17 protein-coding genes are annotated in these 17,709 nt (G+C 43.8%); 6 read left to right on the top strand and 11 right to left on the bottom strand.

Translation table 11 applies throughout. The annotated features are described in order from the left end of the window. Nucleotides 1–16: 16 nt before the first annotated feature. The 3 genes from FPZ44_RS02385 (at nucleotide 17) to FPZ44_RS02375 (ending at nucleotide 2,801) form a co-directional block, all read left to right on the top strand. The gene (locus tag FPZ44_RS02385; protein ID WP_144987044.1) at nucleotides 17–274 is read left to right on the top strand and encodes a YciI family protein; all 258 of its coding nucleotides are present in this window, start codon (nucleotides 17–19) and stop codon (nucleotides 272–274) included. A gap of 208 nt (nucleotides 275–482) precedes the next feature. Further along, nucleotides 483–812: a YnfA family protein gene (locus FPZ44_RS02380; protein WP_144987042.1), complete on the top strand. Its 330-nt coding sequence runs from the start codon at nucleotides 483–485 to the stop codon at nucleotides 810–812. Nucleotides 813–1,169: 357 nt separating this feature from the next. Beyond that, the gene (locus tag FPZ44_RS02375) at nucleotides 1,170–2,801 is read left to right on the top strand and encodes an N-acetylmuramoyl-L-alanine amidase family protein (protein ID WP_144987039.1); all 1,632 of its coding nucleotides are present in this window, start codon (nucleotides 1,170–1,172) and stop codon (nucleotides 2,799–2,801) included. A gap of 140 nt (nucleotides 2,802–2,941) precedes the next feature. On the opposite strand, the gene FPZ44_RS02370 is transcribed toward FPZ44_RS02375, so the two are convergent. The 5 genes from FPZ44_RS02370 to FPZ44_RS02350 all read right to left on the bottom strand — a co-directional run bounded on the left by FPZ44_RS02370 (nucleotide 2,942) and on the right by FPZ44_RS02350 (nucleotide 7,564). Next, nucleotides 2,942–3,268 carry a hypothetical protein gene (locus FPZ44_RS02370; protein WP_144987036.1) on the bottom strand — a complete coding sequence of 109 codons (327 nt, stop codon included), beginning with the start codon at nucleotides 3,266–3,268 and terminating at the stop codon, nucleotides 2,942–2,944. Nucleotides 3,269–3,410: 142 nt separating this feature from the next. Then, nucleotides 3,411–4,283 carry a sugar phosphate isomerase/epimerase family protein gene (locus tag FPZ44_RS02365; protein ID WP_144987034.1) on the bottom strand — a complete coding sequence of 291 codons (873 nt, stop codon included), beginning with the start codon at nucleotides 4,281–4,283 and terminating at the stop codon, nucleotides 3,411–3,413. A 56-nt stretch (nucleotides 4,284–4,339) separates the two neighbouring features. Next, nucleotides 4,340–5,419, bottom strand: coding sequence for a Gfo/Idh/MocA family protein (locus FPZ44_RS02360; RefSeq protein WP_144987032.1), 1,080 nt, complete (start codon nucleotides 5,417–5,419; stop codon nucleotides 4,340–4,342). An 84-nt stretch (nucleotides 5,420–5,503) separates the two neighbouring features. Further along, complete coding sequence (locus FPZ44_RS02355) at nucleotides 5,504–6,376, bottom strand: sugar phosphate isomerase/epimerase family protein (protein WP_144987030.1); 873 nt, start codon at nucleotides 6,374–6,376, stop codon at nucleotides 5,504–5,506. Between the two features lie 207 nt (nucleotides 6,377–6,583). Further along, complete coding sequence (locus tag FPZ44_RS02350) at nucleotides 6,584–7,564, bottom strand: helix-turn-helix transcriptional regulator (RefSeq protein WP_261378178.1); 981 nt, start codon at nucleotides 7,562–7,564, stop codon at nucleotides 6,584–6,586. A gap of 88 nt (nucleotides 7,565–7,652) precedes the next feature. On the opposite strand from FPZ44_RS02350, the gene FPZ44_RS02345 reads away from it, so the two are divergent. Continuing rightward, a complete protein-coding gene (locus tag FPZ44_RS02345; protein WP_144987028.1) occupies nucleotides 7,653–8,333 on the top strand; it encodes an MOSC domain-containing protein in 681 nt (226 codons plus the stop codon). A 199-nt stretch (nucleotides 8,334–8,532) separates the two neighbouring features. On the opposite strand, the gene FPZ44_RS02340 is transcribed toward FPZ44_RS02345, so the two are convergent. The 6 genes from FPZ44_RS02340 to FPZ44_RS02315 form a co-directional block, all read right to left on the bottom strand. Further along, nucleotides 8,533–9,207 (bottom strand): ABC transporter permease, encoded by a 675-nt coding sequence (locus FPZ44_RS02340; protein WP_144987026.1) that lies wholly within the window; start codon nucleotides 9,205–9,207, stop codon nucleotides 8,533–8,535. A gap of 15 nt (nucleotides 9,208–9,222) precedes the next feature. Continuing rightward, nucleotides 9,223–10,152 (bottom strand): glycine betaine ABC transporter substrate-binding protein, encoded by a 930-nt coding sequence (locus FPZ44_RS02335; RefSeq protein ID WP_144987024.1) that lies wholly within the window; start codon nucleotides 10,150–10,152, stop codon nucleotides 9,223–9,225. 23 nt (nucleotides 10,153–10,175) lie between these two features. Next, the gene (locus FPZ44_RS02330; RefSeq protein WP_144987022.1) at nucleotides 10,176–10,835 is read right to left on the bottom strand and encodes an ABC transporter permease; all 660 of its coding nucleotides are present in this window, start codon (nucleotides 10,833–10,835) and stop codon (nucleotides 10,176–10,178) included. A 2-nt stretch (nucleotides 10,836–10,837) separates the two neighbouring features. Further along, nucleotides 10,838–12,034 carry an ABC transporter ATP-binding protein gene (locus FPZ44_RS02325; protein WP_144987021.1) on the bottom strand — a complete coding sequence of 399 codons (1,197 nt, stop codon included), beginning with the start codon at nucleotides 12,032–12,034 and terminating at the stop codon, nucleotides 10,838–10,840. A gap of 278 nt (nucleotides 12,035–12,312) precedes the next feature. Further along, nucleotides 12,313–14,265 carry an ATP-dependent DNA helicase gene (locus FPZ44_RS02320; protein WP_144987019.1) on the bottom strand — a complete coding sequence of 651 codons (1,953 nt, stop codon included), beginning with the start codon at nucleotides 14,263–14,265 and terminating at the stop codon, nucleotides 12,313–12,315. 184 nt (nucleotides 14,266–14,449) lie between these two features. After that, on the bottom strand, nucleotides 14,450–15,034 hold the full coding sequence (locus FPZ44_RS02315) for a hypothetical protein (protein ID WP_144987017.1): 585 nt from the start codon (nucleotides 15,032–15,034) through the stop codon (nucleotides 14,450–14,452). Between the two features lie 448 nt (nucleotides 15,035–15,482). On the opposite strand from FPZ44_RS02315, the gene FPZ44_RS02310 reads away from it, so the two are divergent. Both FPZ44_RS02310 and FPZ44_RS02305 read left to right on the top strand, forming a co-directional pair. Beyond that, the gene (locus FPZ44_RS02310) at nucleotides 15,483–16,916 is read left to right on the top strand and encodes an aldehyde dehydrogenase family protein (RefSeq protein ID WP_144987015.1); all 1,434 of its coding nucleotides are present in this window, start codon (nucleotides 15,483–15,485) and stop codon (nucleotides 16,914–16,916) included. A 43-nt stretch (nucleotides 16,917–16,959) separates the two neighbouring features. Next, entirely contained in the window at nucleotides 16,960–17,694 is a 735-nt protein-coding gene (locus tag FPZ44_RS02305; RefSeq protein ID WP_144987013.1) for a pentapeptide repeat-containing protein, read from the top strand. The last annotated feature ends 15 nt before the right edge of the window (nucleotides 17,695–17,709 follow it).

Genomic DNA, 17,709 nt, shown 5'->3' with positions numbered 1-17,709 from the left:
AAGGAGAGATCGTATTATGGCTTATTTTGCAGCAATCTTGAACATGAAAGATATTTCTAAAAATGCTACTTATCGCCCTGATCATTTAGCGTACCTTGAAAATCTGCATGCAGAGGGGAAAATTTTTGCTAGAGGTCCATTCGCGGATGGTTCAGGCGGCATGGTTATTTATATCGCAGATTCCTTCGAGGAAGCGAAGCAGTTGGCAGAGCAAGATCCATACATTATTGAAGATGTACGTCACTTGGACCTAAGAGAATGGGGTCTTATGTAAATCGTAACATTTAGTTTCTCAACAGCTGCCTTTTAAGCAAAGCTTGTGCTTAGAGGCAGCTGTTTCTGTAACAGAGACACTTCGAGAGACAGCCTTCATCTTGCCCCTCCACCTATCAAGCTATCTCCAAGGATTGTTTCTCCCTCTTCCTAACAAATATCGTTTATAATAAATAGCACATTGATGATCGGTATTAAGGAGGCTTTACATGTTTACCGCAATATTGTTGTTTATTGTCGCTGGACTTGCAGAGATTGGAGGCGGGTATCTTATTTGGCTCTGGTTAAGAGAATCAAAGCCGCTTTCCTATGGCATATGGGGAGGAATTATTCTCATCGCCTACGGAATCATCCCCACCCTACAATCATTCCCTTCATTCGGAAAAGTATATGCAGCATATGGAGGGGCATTTGTCATGCTTGCCATCCTTTGGGGCTGGATTGTGGACAAGCAGGCACCGGATAGATATGACATCATCGGTGGATTGATTTGTCTCATTGGCGTTGCCGTCATATTATGGGCGCCACGTTCTGCCTAAATGCTAATAGAGGAAGGAGATATCCCCTTCCTCTATTCTTCGCTATCATTTGCATTTTCCAATATGATTAACCTCTATTAGAAGCTTCTATTTCCCTCGATAATATTCCCTCTCATTCGACACTAATACCTCTTAATGTGGTTGTTAATTTCGACTAAAATGCCACTCTATTTACATCTGCATACAGATTAGCAGGAATAAAGTAACAAAAAAATTATTATTTCTCCACTTGAATTGTGTTACATTTATTTCAGATCAATCCGCAACATTCAACTACTATTTCGCGTCTATTAAGTATGGTAATTTTAAGTATTATATGATTGAAATGGATGATTTACTAACGAGGGATGGAGGATTATGTCGACTACCATGAAAAAATACGGTCTCTTGCTGATGTTACTGACGTTTTTATTTACCCTTCCTACTATTGCTCAAGCTGAGCAAAGTACAAAATCTACTAATCTTACACAATCTACAAAGAGTAAAAAAGCTACTAATGGAACTAATGATAAGAATACTACTGAAGTTCCACAACTTATCCAACCTACTCCAAGCACAAAGGATGCAAAGAGTACAAGCATTATAATAGACGATAAGAAACTTACGCTCCCTTCAAATGCTGAAGTAAAAAATATGAATCAATCTGTCATGATTCCGCTTCGAGTTGTTATTGAGCATCTTGGTTACGCTGTCGATTGGGAGAAAGAGTCCAAACAGCTCCATATTTCTGATGGTACAAACAAAATACAGCTAACCGTTGGAAGCAATGCCTCTATCGTAAATGGAACGGAAACGACATTAAGCAGTCCGCCTGTCGTTGAAGGTGGTACAGCGCTTGTACCTCTTCGCTTTGTAGGCGAGCAATTTGGCCTGAAAGTTCGATGGGATAATGCCAACAAGTCAGTCTTGATTCAAACTCCTCCTCCCAAAGAAGAGGTTAAGCCAGATCCAAACCAGAATGAAACCATACCTCCGGGAAATACAGGTTCTAACAAGGGTTCTACTTCCGGCACCGCGCAAATAAACAGTATTAACTATATGGATAATAAATTGATGGTCGAAGTGCAAGGAACGGTGAAGCCAAAAATAATTACACTGACTGACCCGAATCGTATTGTCATGGATATTCCTGCAACAGCCTTCACCACTGAATTTATTGATGGACAACTTACAAATGGAAAAGCTGGATTCCACGGGAAACTCGACTATATCGTGGACAACCCTCACATTGAGCAAGTACGATACTCATTATTTGACGAAAAGTCTTCTACGATTCGTATCGTACTAGATACAAAGGCGGATATCGGCTACACAATTACCGATGGCGGCAGTGAATCAGGCTTACTTACGTTGGAGCTGCATACTGGAGATCAAGTAGTGCCCCCGGCAGTTACGGATCCTCCGACTACTACTCCTCCGGTAACTACGCCGCCGACTACGATTGACGGCAAGAAAATAGTCGTCATTGATGCTGGTCATGGCGCGAAAGATTCAGGCACTGTCGGTGCTTCAGGTAAATACGAGAAAGACTTTGTACTGGCTCTAGCTCTAAAAGTGGAACAACTACTGCTCCAAGAAGAGAATATCCAAGTTATTATGACGCGAACAGATGATACATACATTCAGCGTTCAGAACGAATAGAGATGGCCAACCGCGTAAATGCAGCAGCATTCGTATCCATCCATGCAAATTCAGCAGCACCAAAGCGAACAGTTGGCGGAACCGAAACGTATTTCCATCACAAATCGCATCAACAATTTGCTGATATTATGCACAGGCATATACTAGGTGCTACTAAATTTAACGATCGCAAAGTGAAAAACAATTCATACGAAGTACTAACTAAAGCCAAAGTACCTGCCGTTCTACTAGAAATCGGGTTCCTATCGAATCCTCAAGAGGAACAACAAATGCTAACAGAAGAGTTCCAGCATCGTGTTGCTGCAAGTATTGTAAATGGAATTAAAGAATCTATAGGCGTCCAATAAATAAGATTACATCTCGAATCACCTCCCTTTCCACATCATTCGTGGCATCATGGAGGTGATTTTTTTTCTACCTTTTTATGTACAAAAAAAGTGCTTGCAGGACAAGCACTAGGCAGTATCCTGCACGCACAAATTAAACATTATTCAGAGCCGAATACTTTATGATGGCAGTCTTTGCGATGTCCATGATGTTTTTTGTGGCCATGGTGTTTCTTGTGGCCATGGTGTTTTTTGTGGCCACCGTGTTTCTTGTGTCCGCCACCGTGACTACGAGTACCCAAGTTTACTTTGAATTTCTTTATTTTCTTTACAGTGAAGACTTTCTTCTCAATAACTTTAACGATCTTTTTAGCGCTCTTTTTCACTCTAACCTTGATAAGTTTTTTGCGGCCGTGACCTTCGCCATGACCGTGTCCATGTTTACGTTTTTTGGATTTTTTATGATGGTGCTCAAATTCTCTACCCATACGTAATCCCATCCTTCATATTAAATATTTTGTCTTGCACCACATTATATGAACAGCAAACAGCAGACTCCACGGCGTGAGCCTGCTGCTATAAAAGATGGTGAGAACATATATTTCTATGAAAAATAGTATATTACAGGCATTATTTGTAACGCTTAATAAACTGTACAGCTTTACGGATATCTTCTGCTGGATCGGTTCCAACTTCTCGTTCAATCGTTAAATAGCCATTAAAGCCAATGTCTACAAGAGCTTGGAAATAACTATCGAAGTCAACGTTACCTTCTCCTAATGGCAATTCTTTGAATGGGCCATCTGTGGCCATTTCAGCAAGCTTCTCATGGCTCATCGGCTCAAAGCCCAACATCCCATACACTTCACGCGGATCAACTTCGCGTACACGAATGCCGTCCTTCACATGGGTGTGCACAATGTAATCCTTCAACGTATATACACCTTGCACAGGATCATCACCAGTTACCATGACCATATTCGCTGGATCGAAGTTAACAGCCATCCCTCTGCCAGTTAATGAATCTAGGAATTGTTTCAAATGTGCAGATGTTTCTGGCCCTGTCTCAATGGCAAAGTGCCCGCCTACACTATTCGCATATTGGCTAAGCTCCTCACAAGCACGCTGCATCGTCGCATATATAGGATGGTCATTATTAGGGACAATGCCAATATGTGTCGTTACAATATTTGAACCCAGATCAAGTGCCAAATCAAGAATGCGCTTCGATTTTTCAATTTTCCATGGGTTAGCCTCTGGATCTTGGAATCCATGTCCAGCCAAATCTCCTACCAGCGCCGATACTTCTAATCCTAAATCTTCAATATATGATTTCAATTCTTTGCGAGCAGTTGAAGATAGATTAGCAGGGTCCATTTCCCCTTCTACCGCATAAATTTGCACACCATTTGCGCCCACCTCTTGTGCCTTACGCAGTGCTTCTCTCAATGGCAATTTAAAGCTGTCTGTCATTACCCCGATCGGTTGATGGATCTTTACCATATTTACTGACTCCTTTCCCATCCTCAATGAATTCATAGCATCATTTAAAAAAATACCTAGTTCAATACTTTTTCAGCCTCATAAATAACCTCTTTGCCTGTTCGGCTTGATTCATAAATTCCGCACAATATTTTAAGCATTTCGACGCCATCCTCAACAGGACAAATCGTTTCTTCTCTACCTAAGCAAGTCTCAACGAAATGGGCAACTTCAGAAGCAAACCCCTTCTCAAAATCAAAGGAAAGCTCATCGATTTGCGGTGTAATATTTAACATCGTATTATGCTTCTCACTAACAATCGCAAGCTCAGGCTCCACCTCAGCTCCACCCTTATCTCCATACAACTTCACCGCAAGCTCCTCTTGCTTCGCATGAAGCGTAAAGCTTACATCTACAGCCAGTGAAGCTCCGTTTTCAAAACGAATCAGTGCATTGGCCATATCTTCAATTGTATTATGATTCGCATCATAATCAGCTGCTTGATAAAAGCTAAAGTTCTCAATGTGACCACGATTGCCCAGCTTATTGTACGTATTTCCGGTAACACTCTTAACCTTTGGCTTGCCCATCAAATACCAGCAAAGGTCGATGACGTGGACGCCAAGGTCAATCAATGGACCGCCGCCAGAACGCTGAATGTCGCTGAACCAGCCACCTGGATTGCCTAAACGACGAAGACAAGAAGCCTTTGCATAATAAATCTCCCCGAGTTCACCTGCATCTATAAACTTCTTCAACACTTTCGTATTTGTACCGAAACGGCGCACATAACCAATCTGCAATATTTTCCCGCTCTCTTGAACAGCTTCCTGAATCGCCAAAGCTTCTTCCACTGTACGGCATAATGGTTTCTCCACCAATACATGCTTGCCAGCCTTCAAAGCAGCGATACTATTTTCAGCATGTGTGTTATTCCAAGTACAAACGCTGACCGCATCAATAGCTTCGTCGCGCAAGAATTCTGCTACACTTGTATATACTTTGCTAGCACCAAATTCGGTCGCCTTTGCACGTGCCCGCTCCTCATTTAGATCACATACGGCTACAATTTCTACATCAGGGTGTTGGGCATAGCCCTTAAAATGAAACTCCGAAATAGATCCCGCCCCTATGACACCTACACGCAATTTGCTCATTGATTTACTTCCTCCCTATTTTGTCAGTCACTCACATCAACCATTTCGAATACATACTCACTTATTTTTTCTACGATCAAATCGTTACGCCTCATTCCATAATCGACGCAGATTGTCCAATGCAATTCGAGTCCCTTTTAAGCAATCTTCCATTCCTTCAAACTCAATGGATACATAGCCGTCATAGCCAGATTGCTTCACGATGGAAACGAGCTTCGGTATTGGCAAGTCCCCCTGGCCAACGATCGCTCCTCTTATATATTGACCATGCAACGATTGGAACCAGCCCTCTCCAGGATTGCAATCAGCAGGTCGTAAATAAAAATCTTTAAAATGGACCATGCTCGCTAAAGAGACGTTGGCGCGAACGGCTGGCTCAGTCGGCTCATCCACACAGACGAAATTACCGACATCCAGCGTTGTCCGGAAGTTGTCACGATTCACATCAAGCACGATGCGGCGCACTCGCTCGCTATGCTGGGCGTAGAAGCCGTGGTTCTCAATGCTTGTCGCAATACCATATTGGGAAGCATAGTCCGCAAGCTCACGGCAAGCCGCGACAATTTGAGCGTAATCCTGTTCAAAATAAGCCGTACCTGTCTCTTCCAACGGACGGGAAGCAACATCATGGCGCATGCGCTTCACACCAAGTTGATGAGCGATATCGATATGACCTTTGAGGCGTTCAATCTCAGCTGTATAAGCTTCCTCTGACAAGCCAGCCACATTTCCACCCACACAATAATTGGACAGTTCCAGTCCAATCTCATCTGCATACTGTCTGATTTGCTCCGCTAATTCTGGCTTCCCGTGCAGGTCGAATCCAATATCTAAAAGCTGAACGATCTCAGCATGTTCGCCTCCATTTTCCTTGATCCATTTCAGCACAGCGAATATGTCCATCTTCTGTTGTCCCATCGCTTGGTATAAACAATACGTACTAACTCCCAGCTTCATCTTGTTCCACTCCCAGCATGCCTGCCAACAAGGCGCCTCCGTTGGAAGCGGTTGCAGGTTGTAATGTATGTCACACTTTCATTATATGAAATCTGCCTTGGAAGCCATTGAACTATGTTCCACAGTTGTTGTACTTTCTTACAAACATTCGTGAAATGGGGTAAAAAAAGAAACAGTCCATAAAGACTGTCTCCTCTTCGTTCTGTATTATGACTTAGCCTGATGTGTAGAATGAGAATGAACAGCCAGCGCATTTCGCTTAAATTGGGATGGCGATACACCCGTATGCCGTTTGAATATTCGTGAAAAGTAAGCGATATCATTAAAGCCGACACCGTATCCGATTTCGGTAATGGTACTGTCCGTATTCAACAACATCTCTGCTGCTTTTCGGATACGCAAATCAATCAAGTAATCATTAAAGGTTTTACCCGTATAGCGTTTGAATAACGCGCAAAAATACGATTTTGATAAATTAAATTGACGGCATAACCCTTCCAAACGAAGCTCTTCCGGGTAATGTTCATGAATATAGTTTAACGCTCCCATCATAAGACCGCGGAATTTCTCCATACGATCTTCTTCCTCAGACCCTCCACCTCGCTGCTTGGCCATTTGACGAATAATGATGGACAGCAGCTTTAATAAGTTAGCCTTCAGAACTAGCTCATAGTAGTGTTCACCCTGTTGGAACTCAGCAAGCATCTCACTCAGCAGCCTTGTTACTTCCGCATCCACTTCTCCTAATAATGTTACTTTCGGTATCAATTCATCTTCACTGACCATAAATTGTTCAAGATAAGAATAATCGAAGCGATCCGTACCTTCATTTGGGCGCTGAAAATGTTCATTAATAAAATGAGGGAGAAACTCACAGCCGATAATCTCCATATCTTGATCAGGAATAAGATCAACCCGATGAACGGCATAGGGAGGGATGACAAATAAGTTCCCCTTCATCATTTGATACGTCTTATGATCAATTGTATGCTGGAAGGACCCTTTTACGACATACCAGATCTGGAAATAATCATGGGCATGGTCGCGACTGCTGCCACCAGCTTGTGTCCAACGATATACTTTGAACGGAAGCAAGGTTCCGATTTCTAGTTCACCACGATACAACGTCACGTCCGATGATAACGACGGTTGAGCGCTCTCATGTGCAGCCTGCATCGGATTTTCCATCTCGTACCTCCAAGTCCTTGTAATCCCTTGTGATGCTGTCGCTACTATTATATCATGAAGGTAAAGCGAACAGCAGGAGGAACAAGCTATGCACGTGGAACTTGTAGGACTCCAAGTCGGATTACCTAGTGAATCACTCACTCATAACGGCAAGCCTGTATTGTCCGGTATGATGAAATTTCCTGTAGATCATACGATAGCACTGCGTACGTTAGGCTTCGAAGGCGATGGTCAAGCGGATTTGAGATATCATGGGGGTCCGGAAAAAGCAGTGTGTGTCTATCCCATTGAGCACTATACGTATTGGCAGCAGCAGTGGGATTTCGATCTACCCATATCTGCATTTGGAGAAAATGTTACGACTCGCGGACTCATTGAAGATGATGTACATATCGGGGATATTTATCGCATCGGCACAGCTCGTGTTCAGGTGACGCAGCCGCGTCAGCCTTGCTTCAAGCTAGCAGCCAGATACAATATGGCTAACATTCCAATTTGGATGCAAGAGACCGGCTATACCGGGTACTATTGGCGCGTACTCGAAGAAGGCATCGTTTCACCAGATGATCAGATTGAGCTAATTCATATGGATGAACAGCGTTTGAGCATTCGCTTTGCCAACGAAGTGATGCATCAGAAGCTGCACGGGGAAGAAGGCATTCGTGCGCTGTTAAGCAACAAAGGGCTATCTACGAATTGGAGAGCTACCTTTACGAAGCGCTTAGAAGGCATCGAAACAGATACGTCCAAGCGGATTGAAGGAAACTAAATGGTCACACTCCACTTATTTCTAGGTTGTTATTGATTACGGATACGCTTCGGGACAGTAGTTATGTTAGTACCTGTACCCATCCAACATAAAAGGAATAGCCGCAGTAGAAAAATCCATTTCTACTGCGGCTATTCCTTTTTACGATCAAATCATTAACCACTTCTGTTCTAATGTAAAATGCAAATATTAGATAATATTAACTTGTACTAGGGCTCGACTTACGATCCGCAAAGTTCAGCTTGCGTTGGAAATATCCCAGTACAAGATCAGCCACGATAGCTATCAATGCCGCAGGGATCGCTCCTGCATAAATACGAAGTGGATTCTGATTGTTAATACCCGCATAAATTTCACGGCCCAAGCCCTCTCCTCCAACGAGTGGTGCTATCGTTACGACACCGATAGCGATGACAGCTGCAATCCTTAAGCCTGAAATGATGTACGGGAGAGATAGTGGAAAGCGCACCTTAACGAGTAGTTGAAACGGGCTCATCCCGATCCCTCTGCCTGCTTCGATATAGCTTGCGTCTACTTGCTTTAGTCCAATGTACGTATTTCGTACGATTGGGTTCAAGGAATAGAACAACAAACCAACAATGACCGTCTTGGAGCCTAATCCGAGCACAAGCATCAATAACACAAGCAAAGCCAAGCTCGGAATAACTTGCAGTATACTCGTTATGCCTAATATGACTTTGGCTAGCTTTTCATGACGCGTACAGAGCACGCCCAAGGGAATGCCTAGCACAATTGCTAAACCAACTCCACTAACCACCATGTATAGGTGTGAGAGAAAATGCTCCCATAGCAAGTCAGAATTTCGACTCATATACGAAAACAAGTCTGCTAACGACCATTGATAACTGTCCATCTTAGTTCCTCCCTTCTACTTTTCATTATTTTTCTCCAATAATCCTTGTTGCTGCAAATATTCGATAGCGACTTCGCGCTCACTTTTCTTCTCAATATCCACTTTGTAATTCAAGTCAATCATCGTCTGTTCATTTACCGTACCGATGAGCGGCTGAATCGCCTGTACGACCTCTGGATGTTTCTGTGCCAATTCATTCAACAGGACAGGAGAAGCATCATAGGGCGGGAAAAATTGCTTGTCATCCTCTAACGTTTTCAAATCATAAGCCTTGATCCTCGAATCTGTAGAGTAAGCAAGTACGATATCCACCTGATTATTTCCTACAGCTTCATAGACGAGGCTTTGTTCCATCGGAAATGCTTGCCCGAACTCTACGTTATACGCCTTGCGAAATGCTGGATAACCATCATTCGTCCGCTCCATCCATGTCGTGTCCACACCTAGCCGCAAGTTGCCAGCATCCTTAACCACATCTGAGATACGCTCATATCCTCGCTCATCCGCTAGCTGACTGCGCACGGTAAACGCATATGTATTTTCAAAACCCAATGAATCCATCCATGTAAAGCCTAAATACTTGTCAAAGCCCGCTTGCGCCTGCTTCAATACTTCTTGGCGATCTTTCGTTTCTTCTATTGGAAAGTGATTATTAAACAGCTCTCCGCTGTATAAAGTCGCCATATGTACTTCATTTTTCTTCATCGCATTAATAATGACGGCACTCGCAGCCAGATCAGGAATAATCTTTGCCTCCAAATCTGTCTGCTGTTCAATGAGTGCTTTATACATTTCAGCCATGATCTTTGATTCGGTAAACGTCTGCGTTCCGATAACAATCTGTTCTTCCTTGCCGCAACCAGACAGCAGCAAGGTCGTTGCGACAAGCACCCCGCTAAGAAGGAGCGCTGTTACCTTTTTAGCCGAAGCTTTTATCTGTATCATTCTCGTCCCTCTTTCCATCCACTCTATGCAGTAGTCGAACTCGTGCGACCATATCGCTTGGTGAGCATGCGCTCTAACCACCCAAACAGTGTATCCGCAATTAATACGAGCAATATTGCACCAACAGCTCCTACTACAACAAGCTCCAATTTATTAACACCAAGCCCGCCTACAATTAGTCTTCCTAGACCACCTGCACCGATCAAGGTAGCCAATGTAGCCCAACTAATAATGTAAATCGTCGTAATGCGAATACCTGACATGATGTAAGGCAGAGCTAGCGGCAGGCGAATGCGAAGAATCGACTGCATCGTGCTGTATCCCATCCCTCGTGCAGCCTCCAGCACGCTGTTGTCCACCGAACGAAAGCCATCATACGTATTGCGCATAATCGGCATAATCGAATACAAGAACAAGGCAACGATAGCAGGCTTCATCCCAATCCCTAAAAAAGGAATAAATATCGCTAATAACGCGAGACTCGGTATCGTCTGCATTAAGTTCGCCAAGAAGAAAACGGTATTCGTCAACCAGTTCCAACGGCTATAAACGAGTGCAATCCCTAACGGAATAGCTACCATACAGCCAAGTAACACAGAAATACCAGTAAGTGTGATATGTTCTTGCAATGCTGTTCCAATATCGGAACTCCGTTCTCGCAGGAAGGCTATCCATCCGTCCATCGTTACGCCTCCTCTCCTAAGCTCCAAGCAAACCTTTCTATCATTGCTGGATACACTTCATTTAAGTGTTTAACAATACTACCCCTTGTAATAAGCCCAACCAATCGTCCATTGTCATCGACGACAGCTAGATTCGTCAAGCGGTGGTTCGTCATTTGCTCAACCGCAATCGGAAGCGGGGTACCAGGCTCAACTTGATAGCCAATTGGCTTCATGACATCTTTCACCGTCAATGATTCGTCACCATAACTATTCAACACCCGGTAAATCGAAACGATACCTAACAGGGTACGGTTCTTGTCTACGACGAATAAGGAATCTACTTTGCGTGCTTCCATAATCTTAATCGCTTCAGCTAAGCCGCGATTTGGCGATGTTGTAGCAGGTTGTGTAACCATCACTTCATCAACAGTAGTCATAGAAAGGGAATCGTCTTCATTTTCAATTGCATTTGTATCTTTGTCATTCGTATGTATTCGCTTCTGGCCAATAAAGCTGCGCACAAAATCATTAGCAGGTCGCCGTAGAATCGCCTCGGGAGATCCAGACTGTACGATCTGTCCGTCTTTCATCAACACAATCGTATCTGCAATCTTAATCGCTTCATCCATATCATGCGTGACGAACACGATCGTTTTATGTACATCCTCCTGCAATCTGACTAACTCTTCTTGCAGCTGTTCTCTCGTAATAGGATCTAATGCACTGAAAGGCTCATCCATCAAAATAATGTCCGGGTCGGCCGCCAATGCCCGCGCTACACCAACACGCTGCTGTTGGCCTCCGCTAAGTTCAGACGGATAACGATCGCGGTACGTATCAGGGTCCAAATTAACCAGCTTCAGTAGCTCCGTTACTCTCGCATCAATCTTTGCTTTGTCCCAATTTTTCATTTGCGGGACAATGGCGATATTTTTCGCGATTGTCATATGGGGAAAGAGCCCGACATTTTGAATGACATAACCTATATTTCTACGAAGTTCTACCGGGTGATACTCAGATATATCTTTTCCATCAATGAAAATACGGCCGCTAGTCGGGGAAATCAAACGATTAATATGTTTCATCGTCGTCGACTTGCCACAGCCGCTCGGCCCGATAAACGCAGTGAGTTCACCTTTCTTAATCGTTAAATTGATATCGGTAAGGGCTTGAAAGCCATCATCGTATTTCTTATTTACTTGTTGAAATTCAATCATACTTGCGTTCACCTCATATAGATTAGAGTTATTACCTACGAACATATGTCCACTATGATATATAAACGTCTATGCAACGTTCTGAAACATCCATACAAGTATTGGAAAATGAATCAACTCATATACAATACCTTACCAGAGTAAATAAAAAGACCCACAAGCTATGTCTGCTTGTGGGCCTTGTCGATGTTGATTGCACGATGAATATTGCTTACGTATTCTTATTGTGTACCAACTCATTTGCATAAGTTGAGCACTAGTTCTAGACCATACTCCTGTTAACGATCCAACTGTTCGACGGTCACGCCCGCTGGCACGATTTGCAGCACTTTCTCTTTGATCGTTGGATCTTGCAGCTTCTCATCAAAGATCGTAATCGTACCTTTATCATCCTGCTTACGTATGAGTCGCCCAATTCCTTGCTTCAATCGAAGCAGCATATACGGCATATCCACATCTTCGAATGGATTCACTGCATCTTTACGGCGTGCTGCAAATACCGGATCATTCGACGGGAATGGCAATGACCACATAATTACTTGAGATAAGGATGGACCTGGAATATCAAGCCCTTCCCATAGCGTAACTGCGCACAGGCAGCTTATTTCGTTTTGCTGGAACTCGGCAATCAAGCTACTGATTTCACCTGTGCCCTCGTATAAGAATTGATAGTTCGCAAACTGAGGAATCCGATTCGCTCCCTGTTTAAATTCTGCCAATTCTTCTTTGGAACGGAAGAGCAGCAACGCTCTGCCTTCTGTTTGTTGAAGCATTTCAAGTGTCGCTGTCAGCTTCTTCTCCATATGCTGCTCAGAACTTAGCGGAGCGTATTGGATCTTCATCTGATTCTCGTAGTCGTATGGAGACTCTACCGAGAATGACAATGCCTGTTCAACCCCGAGGCTCTCTGACATATAATCAAAGTTACCTTGCACAGACAGCGTAGCTGACGAGAACACAATCGGCATTTTGCTGGAGAACAGCTGCTTCGTCAATATTTCTTTAACCCATTTCGGCATAATGACAAGCGTTAGTGCATCCTTATCCTCTGTAACCCAAGAAATAAGCTGATTGGACTTTTTAAATAATCCCAACGCAAGCTGAATCATCTCTAAGTGCTCTTCAACAATTTTTAACTGATACTCGTCTAGTGTGTACAAGCCACTCTCAAATACGAGCTCCTCCTCAATGGAAGCGATCATATCACAGAAACGATTTACTTCGCGCAGCAATTCATCGTTCCATGCAATCTCTCTTCGGTCTGATCCAGGTACCGGCGAACTATGAACATCGAGCAGAGCGAATAAGTTCTCACTCTGCACAATGGATTCTTCTACCGCTACCGCAAGAGATTCGCGCACTTCTCCTTCAAGCAAACGTGTAATAATACTTTCAAATACAGCGTGATTCAGCTTGTACGTCAACGCCTTCTGTGCCGCTGTCTCTAGCAGATGGCCTTCATCGAAGACAACGGAACTGTGCTCAGGCAGTAGCGGAAGCTGTCCTTCACGCTTACGAGCCTCATACGTCCAAATGTGCTCCATATAGAAGTCATGCGAGCAAATAATAATATCCGTAGACTTCCGATAATGTTCACGAGATAACGTCTGCCCGCAGCGATGGCGTTGGGAGCATACAAGACAGTCTTGGAACACATCCCAGCCTATCTTCTCCCACTGTTCATCATGAAGATCTGGATAGTCTTTGCGATCCCCATACGAATGAAACGCCTGCATCGTCTCCGGAGAATGAACAAACTTAGGCAAGCTGCGATACATCTCATCGTACAGCATCGCATCTTCATCCATGGATGCTCTAGCATCATCAAGCTTATTCAAGCAAATATACTGATCAGGCGACTTGCCCAATCTAGCATCAATCGTAAAGTCCAAATAGTTAGCAAGCTTCGCAATATCGCCTTCGGGCTTAACAAGCTGCTCGATCAGCGACTCGTCCGCACAAGCGATAATCGCTGGCTTTCTCGTATAACGTGCGTAGTTGATCGCGTACAGCAAGTAGACGAGCGTTTTTCCCGTTCCAACTCCCGCTTCTGCAAAGATCGTCTGCTTATCACGATAAGCGCGCTCCAACTGATAAGCCATATAAATCTGTTCGTCCCGCACTTCAAATCCGAATTCAGGAAGCTTGTCATAAAATACATCCGACACCCAGTCACTCACCTGCTGAACAAATGGCTCCTTGGGATCAAAGGAAAAAGGATAGTTGCTCAAAATCTCGTGCCCCCACATCAACATATATAGTTCAAAGCTATTAACGCTTCGATAATCATGAAAAAAGGTTGCGCCTATTTACGCAACCATAACAGTATTTATTATCATACAACAAAAATAAAATATATCATTTTTATATAGTAAACGTCAAAAATCAATTACCTGCTTCATACGACTGAACATCTTATTGCAACGCTTTGTTCAATCGAGTTACCTGATAGTTCACGTATGCCTCATATTTCTTTATATCTTGTGATAGTTTATCTCGTTCCGCCTCTACCAAACGGAGGCGCTCTTCAAGGTTCGATTGTAATACGTCAATTTCCTTCTCATAACGCTTAATTTGGTCGGACATCTCATCGAATTGCTGTTGCTGCGTATTATATTTTCGATATAAATCCAAAAATACCTGCATCGCATCACGCATTACATATTCGACCCAGGCTTGTTTCTCCTTTTCCGACCAATCCGACCATTGCTCATGACCCACAAGTGCTGGCTTGGCTGCTCGGCCTGCTTTAAACGTTTCCAGACTTTCCAGCACATAGTTATACAAAGAACCTTCGTCCCGCTGTATCGGCTGATACAAACTACGATCGCTATCCGGCATGCGTTTCCCCACAAATTGCTTGCTATGATTCAAATCGTATGCAGACATGTTCTTTTCAACGCATTGTTGAATCGCTTGTGATAGGGTTGCATCATACTGCATTTCTCCAAATGGTTGACTATTCAGCTCAAATATATCTTTTTTCCATTTCAGCTCCATAGACAAAATCCTCCCCGCTCCCGATGTACTTCTACGATGCTTACGCATAGTAACTGAAATCTTGTCTGTAGTATGGTCTCCTAAACGAAGTAAACCACTTTCCTCCAAAGCAGCTTACTTTATTTAAACCTGCCAAGTCTCTTGCTTCTTGCATAAAATTTTGAAAAAGTTACATGGATAACTCAATATGAATCTACTTAAAAAATAGAAAATAATAGGCAACTACATTCCCAATCATCTGTGCCACATCATAATAAAAATAGAAAAACTATGACTTTTATCCTATAAATTAATATCTTATTACCCATTTATTAATGTTATCATGAACTTTCAAATATGTAATGTTTATTTTTGTATTTTTCCATTTTTCTTTCTTCCCTTGATTACAATGAAGGGCTAACGATATGATGAACGTAATTCCAATTAATAGATTAGGGAGGCTATCAACTTGACTCACTTGACGAAGCACCTCTGGATCAATGGACAATGGACAGAAACGCAAACCTACTATGAACTTCATGCTCCTTATGATAGACAGCTCATTGCAAACATCGCCAAAGCGGACGCCTCACATGTGCAGGTAGCGATTGATGGCGCACATAGAGCTGCTTCTGTAATGCGGGCAAGGCCTGCTTATGAGCGGGCAGCAATTCTAGCGAAGGTAGCACTGCTGCTGCAAGCCCGCAGAGAAGAAATGGCGAGGCTATGCGCCATGGAAGCTGGTAAGCCTATACGTGCCGCACGTGCGGAAATTGATCGCACGATTACGACGTATCAGTTCGCCGCCGAGGAAGCGAAGCGCATCTACGGCGAGACGATTCCGATGGATGCAGCCCCTGGCGGCAGTAATCGACTTGGCATGACGTGGCGCGAACCACTTGGGATTGTTGTGGCGATTACGCCATTCAACTTCCCATTTAATCTTGTCGCGCATAAGCTTGGCCCTGCCTTTGCGGCAGGCAATACAGTTGTGCTAAAGCCTGCCAACCAAACACCACTCAGCGCGCTTGCTATTGCGGAGCTGTTTGACGAAGCGGGTCTGCCTGCAGGAGCGCTTCATGTACTTACAGGCAGTGGCCGTGAGCTGAGCGATGAGCTGCTCCGTGATGAGCGCGTACGGAAAGTAACCTTTACAGGCAGCCCTGAAGTAGGTAAAGCGATCAAATCGAAGGCAGGCTTACGCAAAGTTACGCTTGAGCTTGGTTCCAATTCGGCCCTCATTATTGAGCCTGATACGAACATACCTAATATTATCGAACGCTGTGTCGATGGAGCATTTGCCTATGCAGGACAAGTCTGCATATCACTACAGCGCATCTATGTGCACGAGCATGTATATGACGAATTCTGCGAACGATTTATTGCACAAACAGCGCAGCTTCGTGTCGGTGACCCATTAGAAGAAGAAACAGATATTAGCACGATGATTCATACTCATGAAGTAGACCGAATCGAAGAATGGGTGCAAGAGGCGATTGCACAAGGCGCTCGGATCGGCTGTGGAGGACAGCGGGACGGTTCGGCATGGGAGCCAACGGTCCTTCTCGATGTTACACCTGAGATGAGTGTATCGTGCAAGGAAACGTTTGCTCCCGTTGTATCTATTGTGAAATACCGTGAGCTGGATGATGCCATTGCGCTGACTAACGATTCAGCTTACGGACTCAATATCGGCATTTATACGAGCAATATTGACCGTGCTTTCTATGCGGCAAGAGCATTAGAGGCAGGCGCCGTTATTATTAACGACATTCCTACCTTTAGGCTCGACCATATGCCTTATGGTGGCGTGAAGGATAGCGGATACGGCAGGGAAGGCGTAAAGTACGCAGTCGAGGAAATGACCGAGCTAAAATTCGTCTCCATTCGCCTAAATACGTAAACTTAACTACATCAATACGGAGATAGGGAGTGTAACATGTAAGATGACTTCCAACCTTAACAATGCCAAGACCACTACTAACGGGACGGTTAAAAATAAAGACAAGAGCAAAAACAAAGATAAAGATAAGGACATCTCACAGCATAAACGCACGGCGCCAAAGCTTCCACAGGCGCTTGATCGTTTGCCCGCTTCTGAATTATGGCTGGACGACGAGCAAACGCACTCTTATGCTCTCTATCAAGACGGGATCATCGAACACCAAAGCGCTGCCAGCGTTTCCTTTGAGAAGGTCATCTTTCAAAATGTGACGTTCCGTGACGTGTCACTGCCCAAGCTTGAGCTGACGGATGTTCGCTTCGACAATTGCGACTTATCCAATATAGACTTTAGCGGTGTCATCGCTCATCGCGTAGAATTCCACAATTGCAAGTTGATGGGTATCGACTTATTAAGTTCAACCCTACGTCATCTATCTTTTCAACGATGTTTAGGAGATTATGCTACTTTTCGTTTTGCCAACATCAAGCATACGGAATTTATTGAGAGTTCTTTCGTAAAGTCAGACTTCTACCATAGCGTGCTGTCTGATATTTACTTCAGGGAAACCAATATCGATCAGTCGCAGTTTTCCAGCACCAAGTTAGCAGGGATCGATATTAGCGGCTGTCACTTCTTCAACTTAGGAGTCACATTGGAAGATTTAAAGGGATGCATCATCTCCCCTGCCCAAGCGATGGCACTTTCGAAAATATTCGGATTGATCATTAAAGAATAAAAGGAAGTCTATAAA

This window comes from Paenibacillus agilis, assembly GCF_007786455.1.
In the GTDB taxonomy this organism is placed as follows: domain Bacteria; phylum Bacillota; class Bacilli; order Paenibacillales; family Paenibacillaceae; genus Paenibacillus_B; species Paenibacillus_B agilis.
Note: the sequence above shows the minus strand (reverse complement) of the source record. Positions and strands in the feature narration are given on the sequence as shown.

What these genes read in the sequence shown, in the direction of transcription:
- FPZ44_RS02385 (WP_144987044.1), top strand. Translation starts at nt 17, where the DNA reads ATGGCTTATTTTGCAGCAATCTTGAACATGAAAGATATTTCTAAAAAT.
- FPZ44_RS02380 (WP_144987042.1), top strand. Translation starts at nt 483, where the DNA reads ATGTTTACCGCAATATTGTTGTTTATTGTCGCTGGACTTGCAGAGATT.
- FPZ44_RS02375 (WP_144987039.1), top strand. Translation starts at nt 1,170, where the DNA reads ATGTCGACTACCATGAAAAAATACGGTCTCTTGCTGATGTTACTGACG.
- FPZ44_RS02370 (WP_144987036.1), bottom strand. Translation starts at nt 3,268, where the DNA reads ATGGGTAGAGAATTTGAGCACCATCATAAAAAATCCAAAAAACGTAAA.
- FPZ44_RS02365 (WP_144987034.1), bottom strand. Translation starts at nt 4,283, where the DNA reads ATGGTAAAGATCCATCAACCGATCGGGGTAATGACAGACAGCTTTAAA.
- FPZ44_RS02360 (WP_144987032.1), bottom strand. Translation starts at nt 5,419, where the DNA reads ATGAGCAAATTGCGTGTAGGTGTCATAGGGGCGGGATCTATTTCGGAG.
- FPZ44_RS02355 (WP_144987030.1), bottom strand. Translation starts at nt 6,376, where the DNA reads ATGAAGCTGGGAGTTAGTACGTATTGTTTATACCAAGCGATGGGACAA.
- FPZ44_RS02350 (WP_261378178.1), bottom strand. Translation starts at nt 7,564, where the DNA reads ATGGAAAATCCGATGCAGGCTGCACATGAGAGCGCTCAACCGTCGTTA.
- FPZ44_RS02345 (WP_144987028.1), top strand. Translation starts at nt 7,653, where the DNA reads ATGCACGTGGAACTTGTAGGACTCCAAGTCGGATTACCTAGTGAATCA.
- FPZ44_RS02340 (WP_144987026.1), bottom strand. Translation starts at nt 9,207, where the DNA reads ATGGACAGTTATCAATGGTCGTTAGCAGACTTGTTTTCGTATATGAGT.
- FPZ44_RS02335 (WP_144987024.1), bottom strand. Translation starts at nt 10,152, where the DNA reads ATGATACAGATAAAAGCTTCGGCTAAAAAGGTAACAGCGCTCCTTCTT.
- FPZ44_RS02330 (WP_144987022.1), bottom strand. Translation starts at nt 10,835, where the DNA reads ATGGACGGATGGATAGCCTTCCTGCGAGAACGGAGTTCCGATATTGGA.
- FPZ44_RS02325 (WP_144987021.1), bottom strand. Translation starts at nt 12,034, where the DNA reads ATGATTGAATTTCAACAAGTAAATAAGAAATACGATGATGGCTTTCAA.
- FPZ44_RS02315 (WP_144987017.1), bottom strand. Translation starts at nt 15,034, where the DNA reads ATGGAGCTGAAATGGAAAAAAGATATATTTGAGCTGAATAGTCAACCA.
- FPZ44_RS02305 (WP_144987013.1), top strand. Translation starts at nt 16,960, where the DNA reads ATGACTTCCAACCTTAACAATGCCAAGACCACTACTAACGGGACGGTT.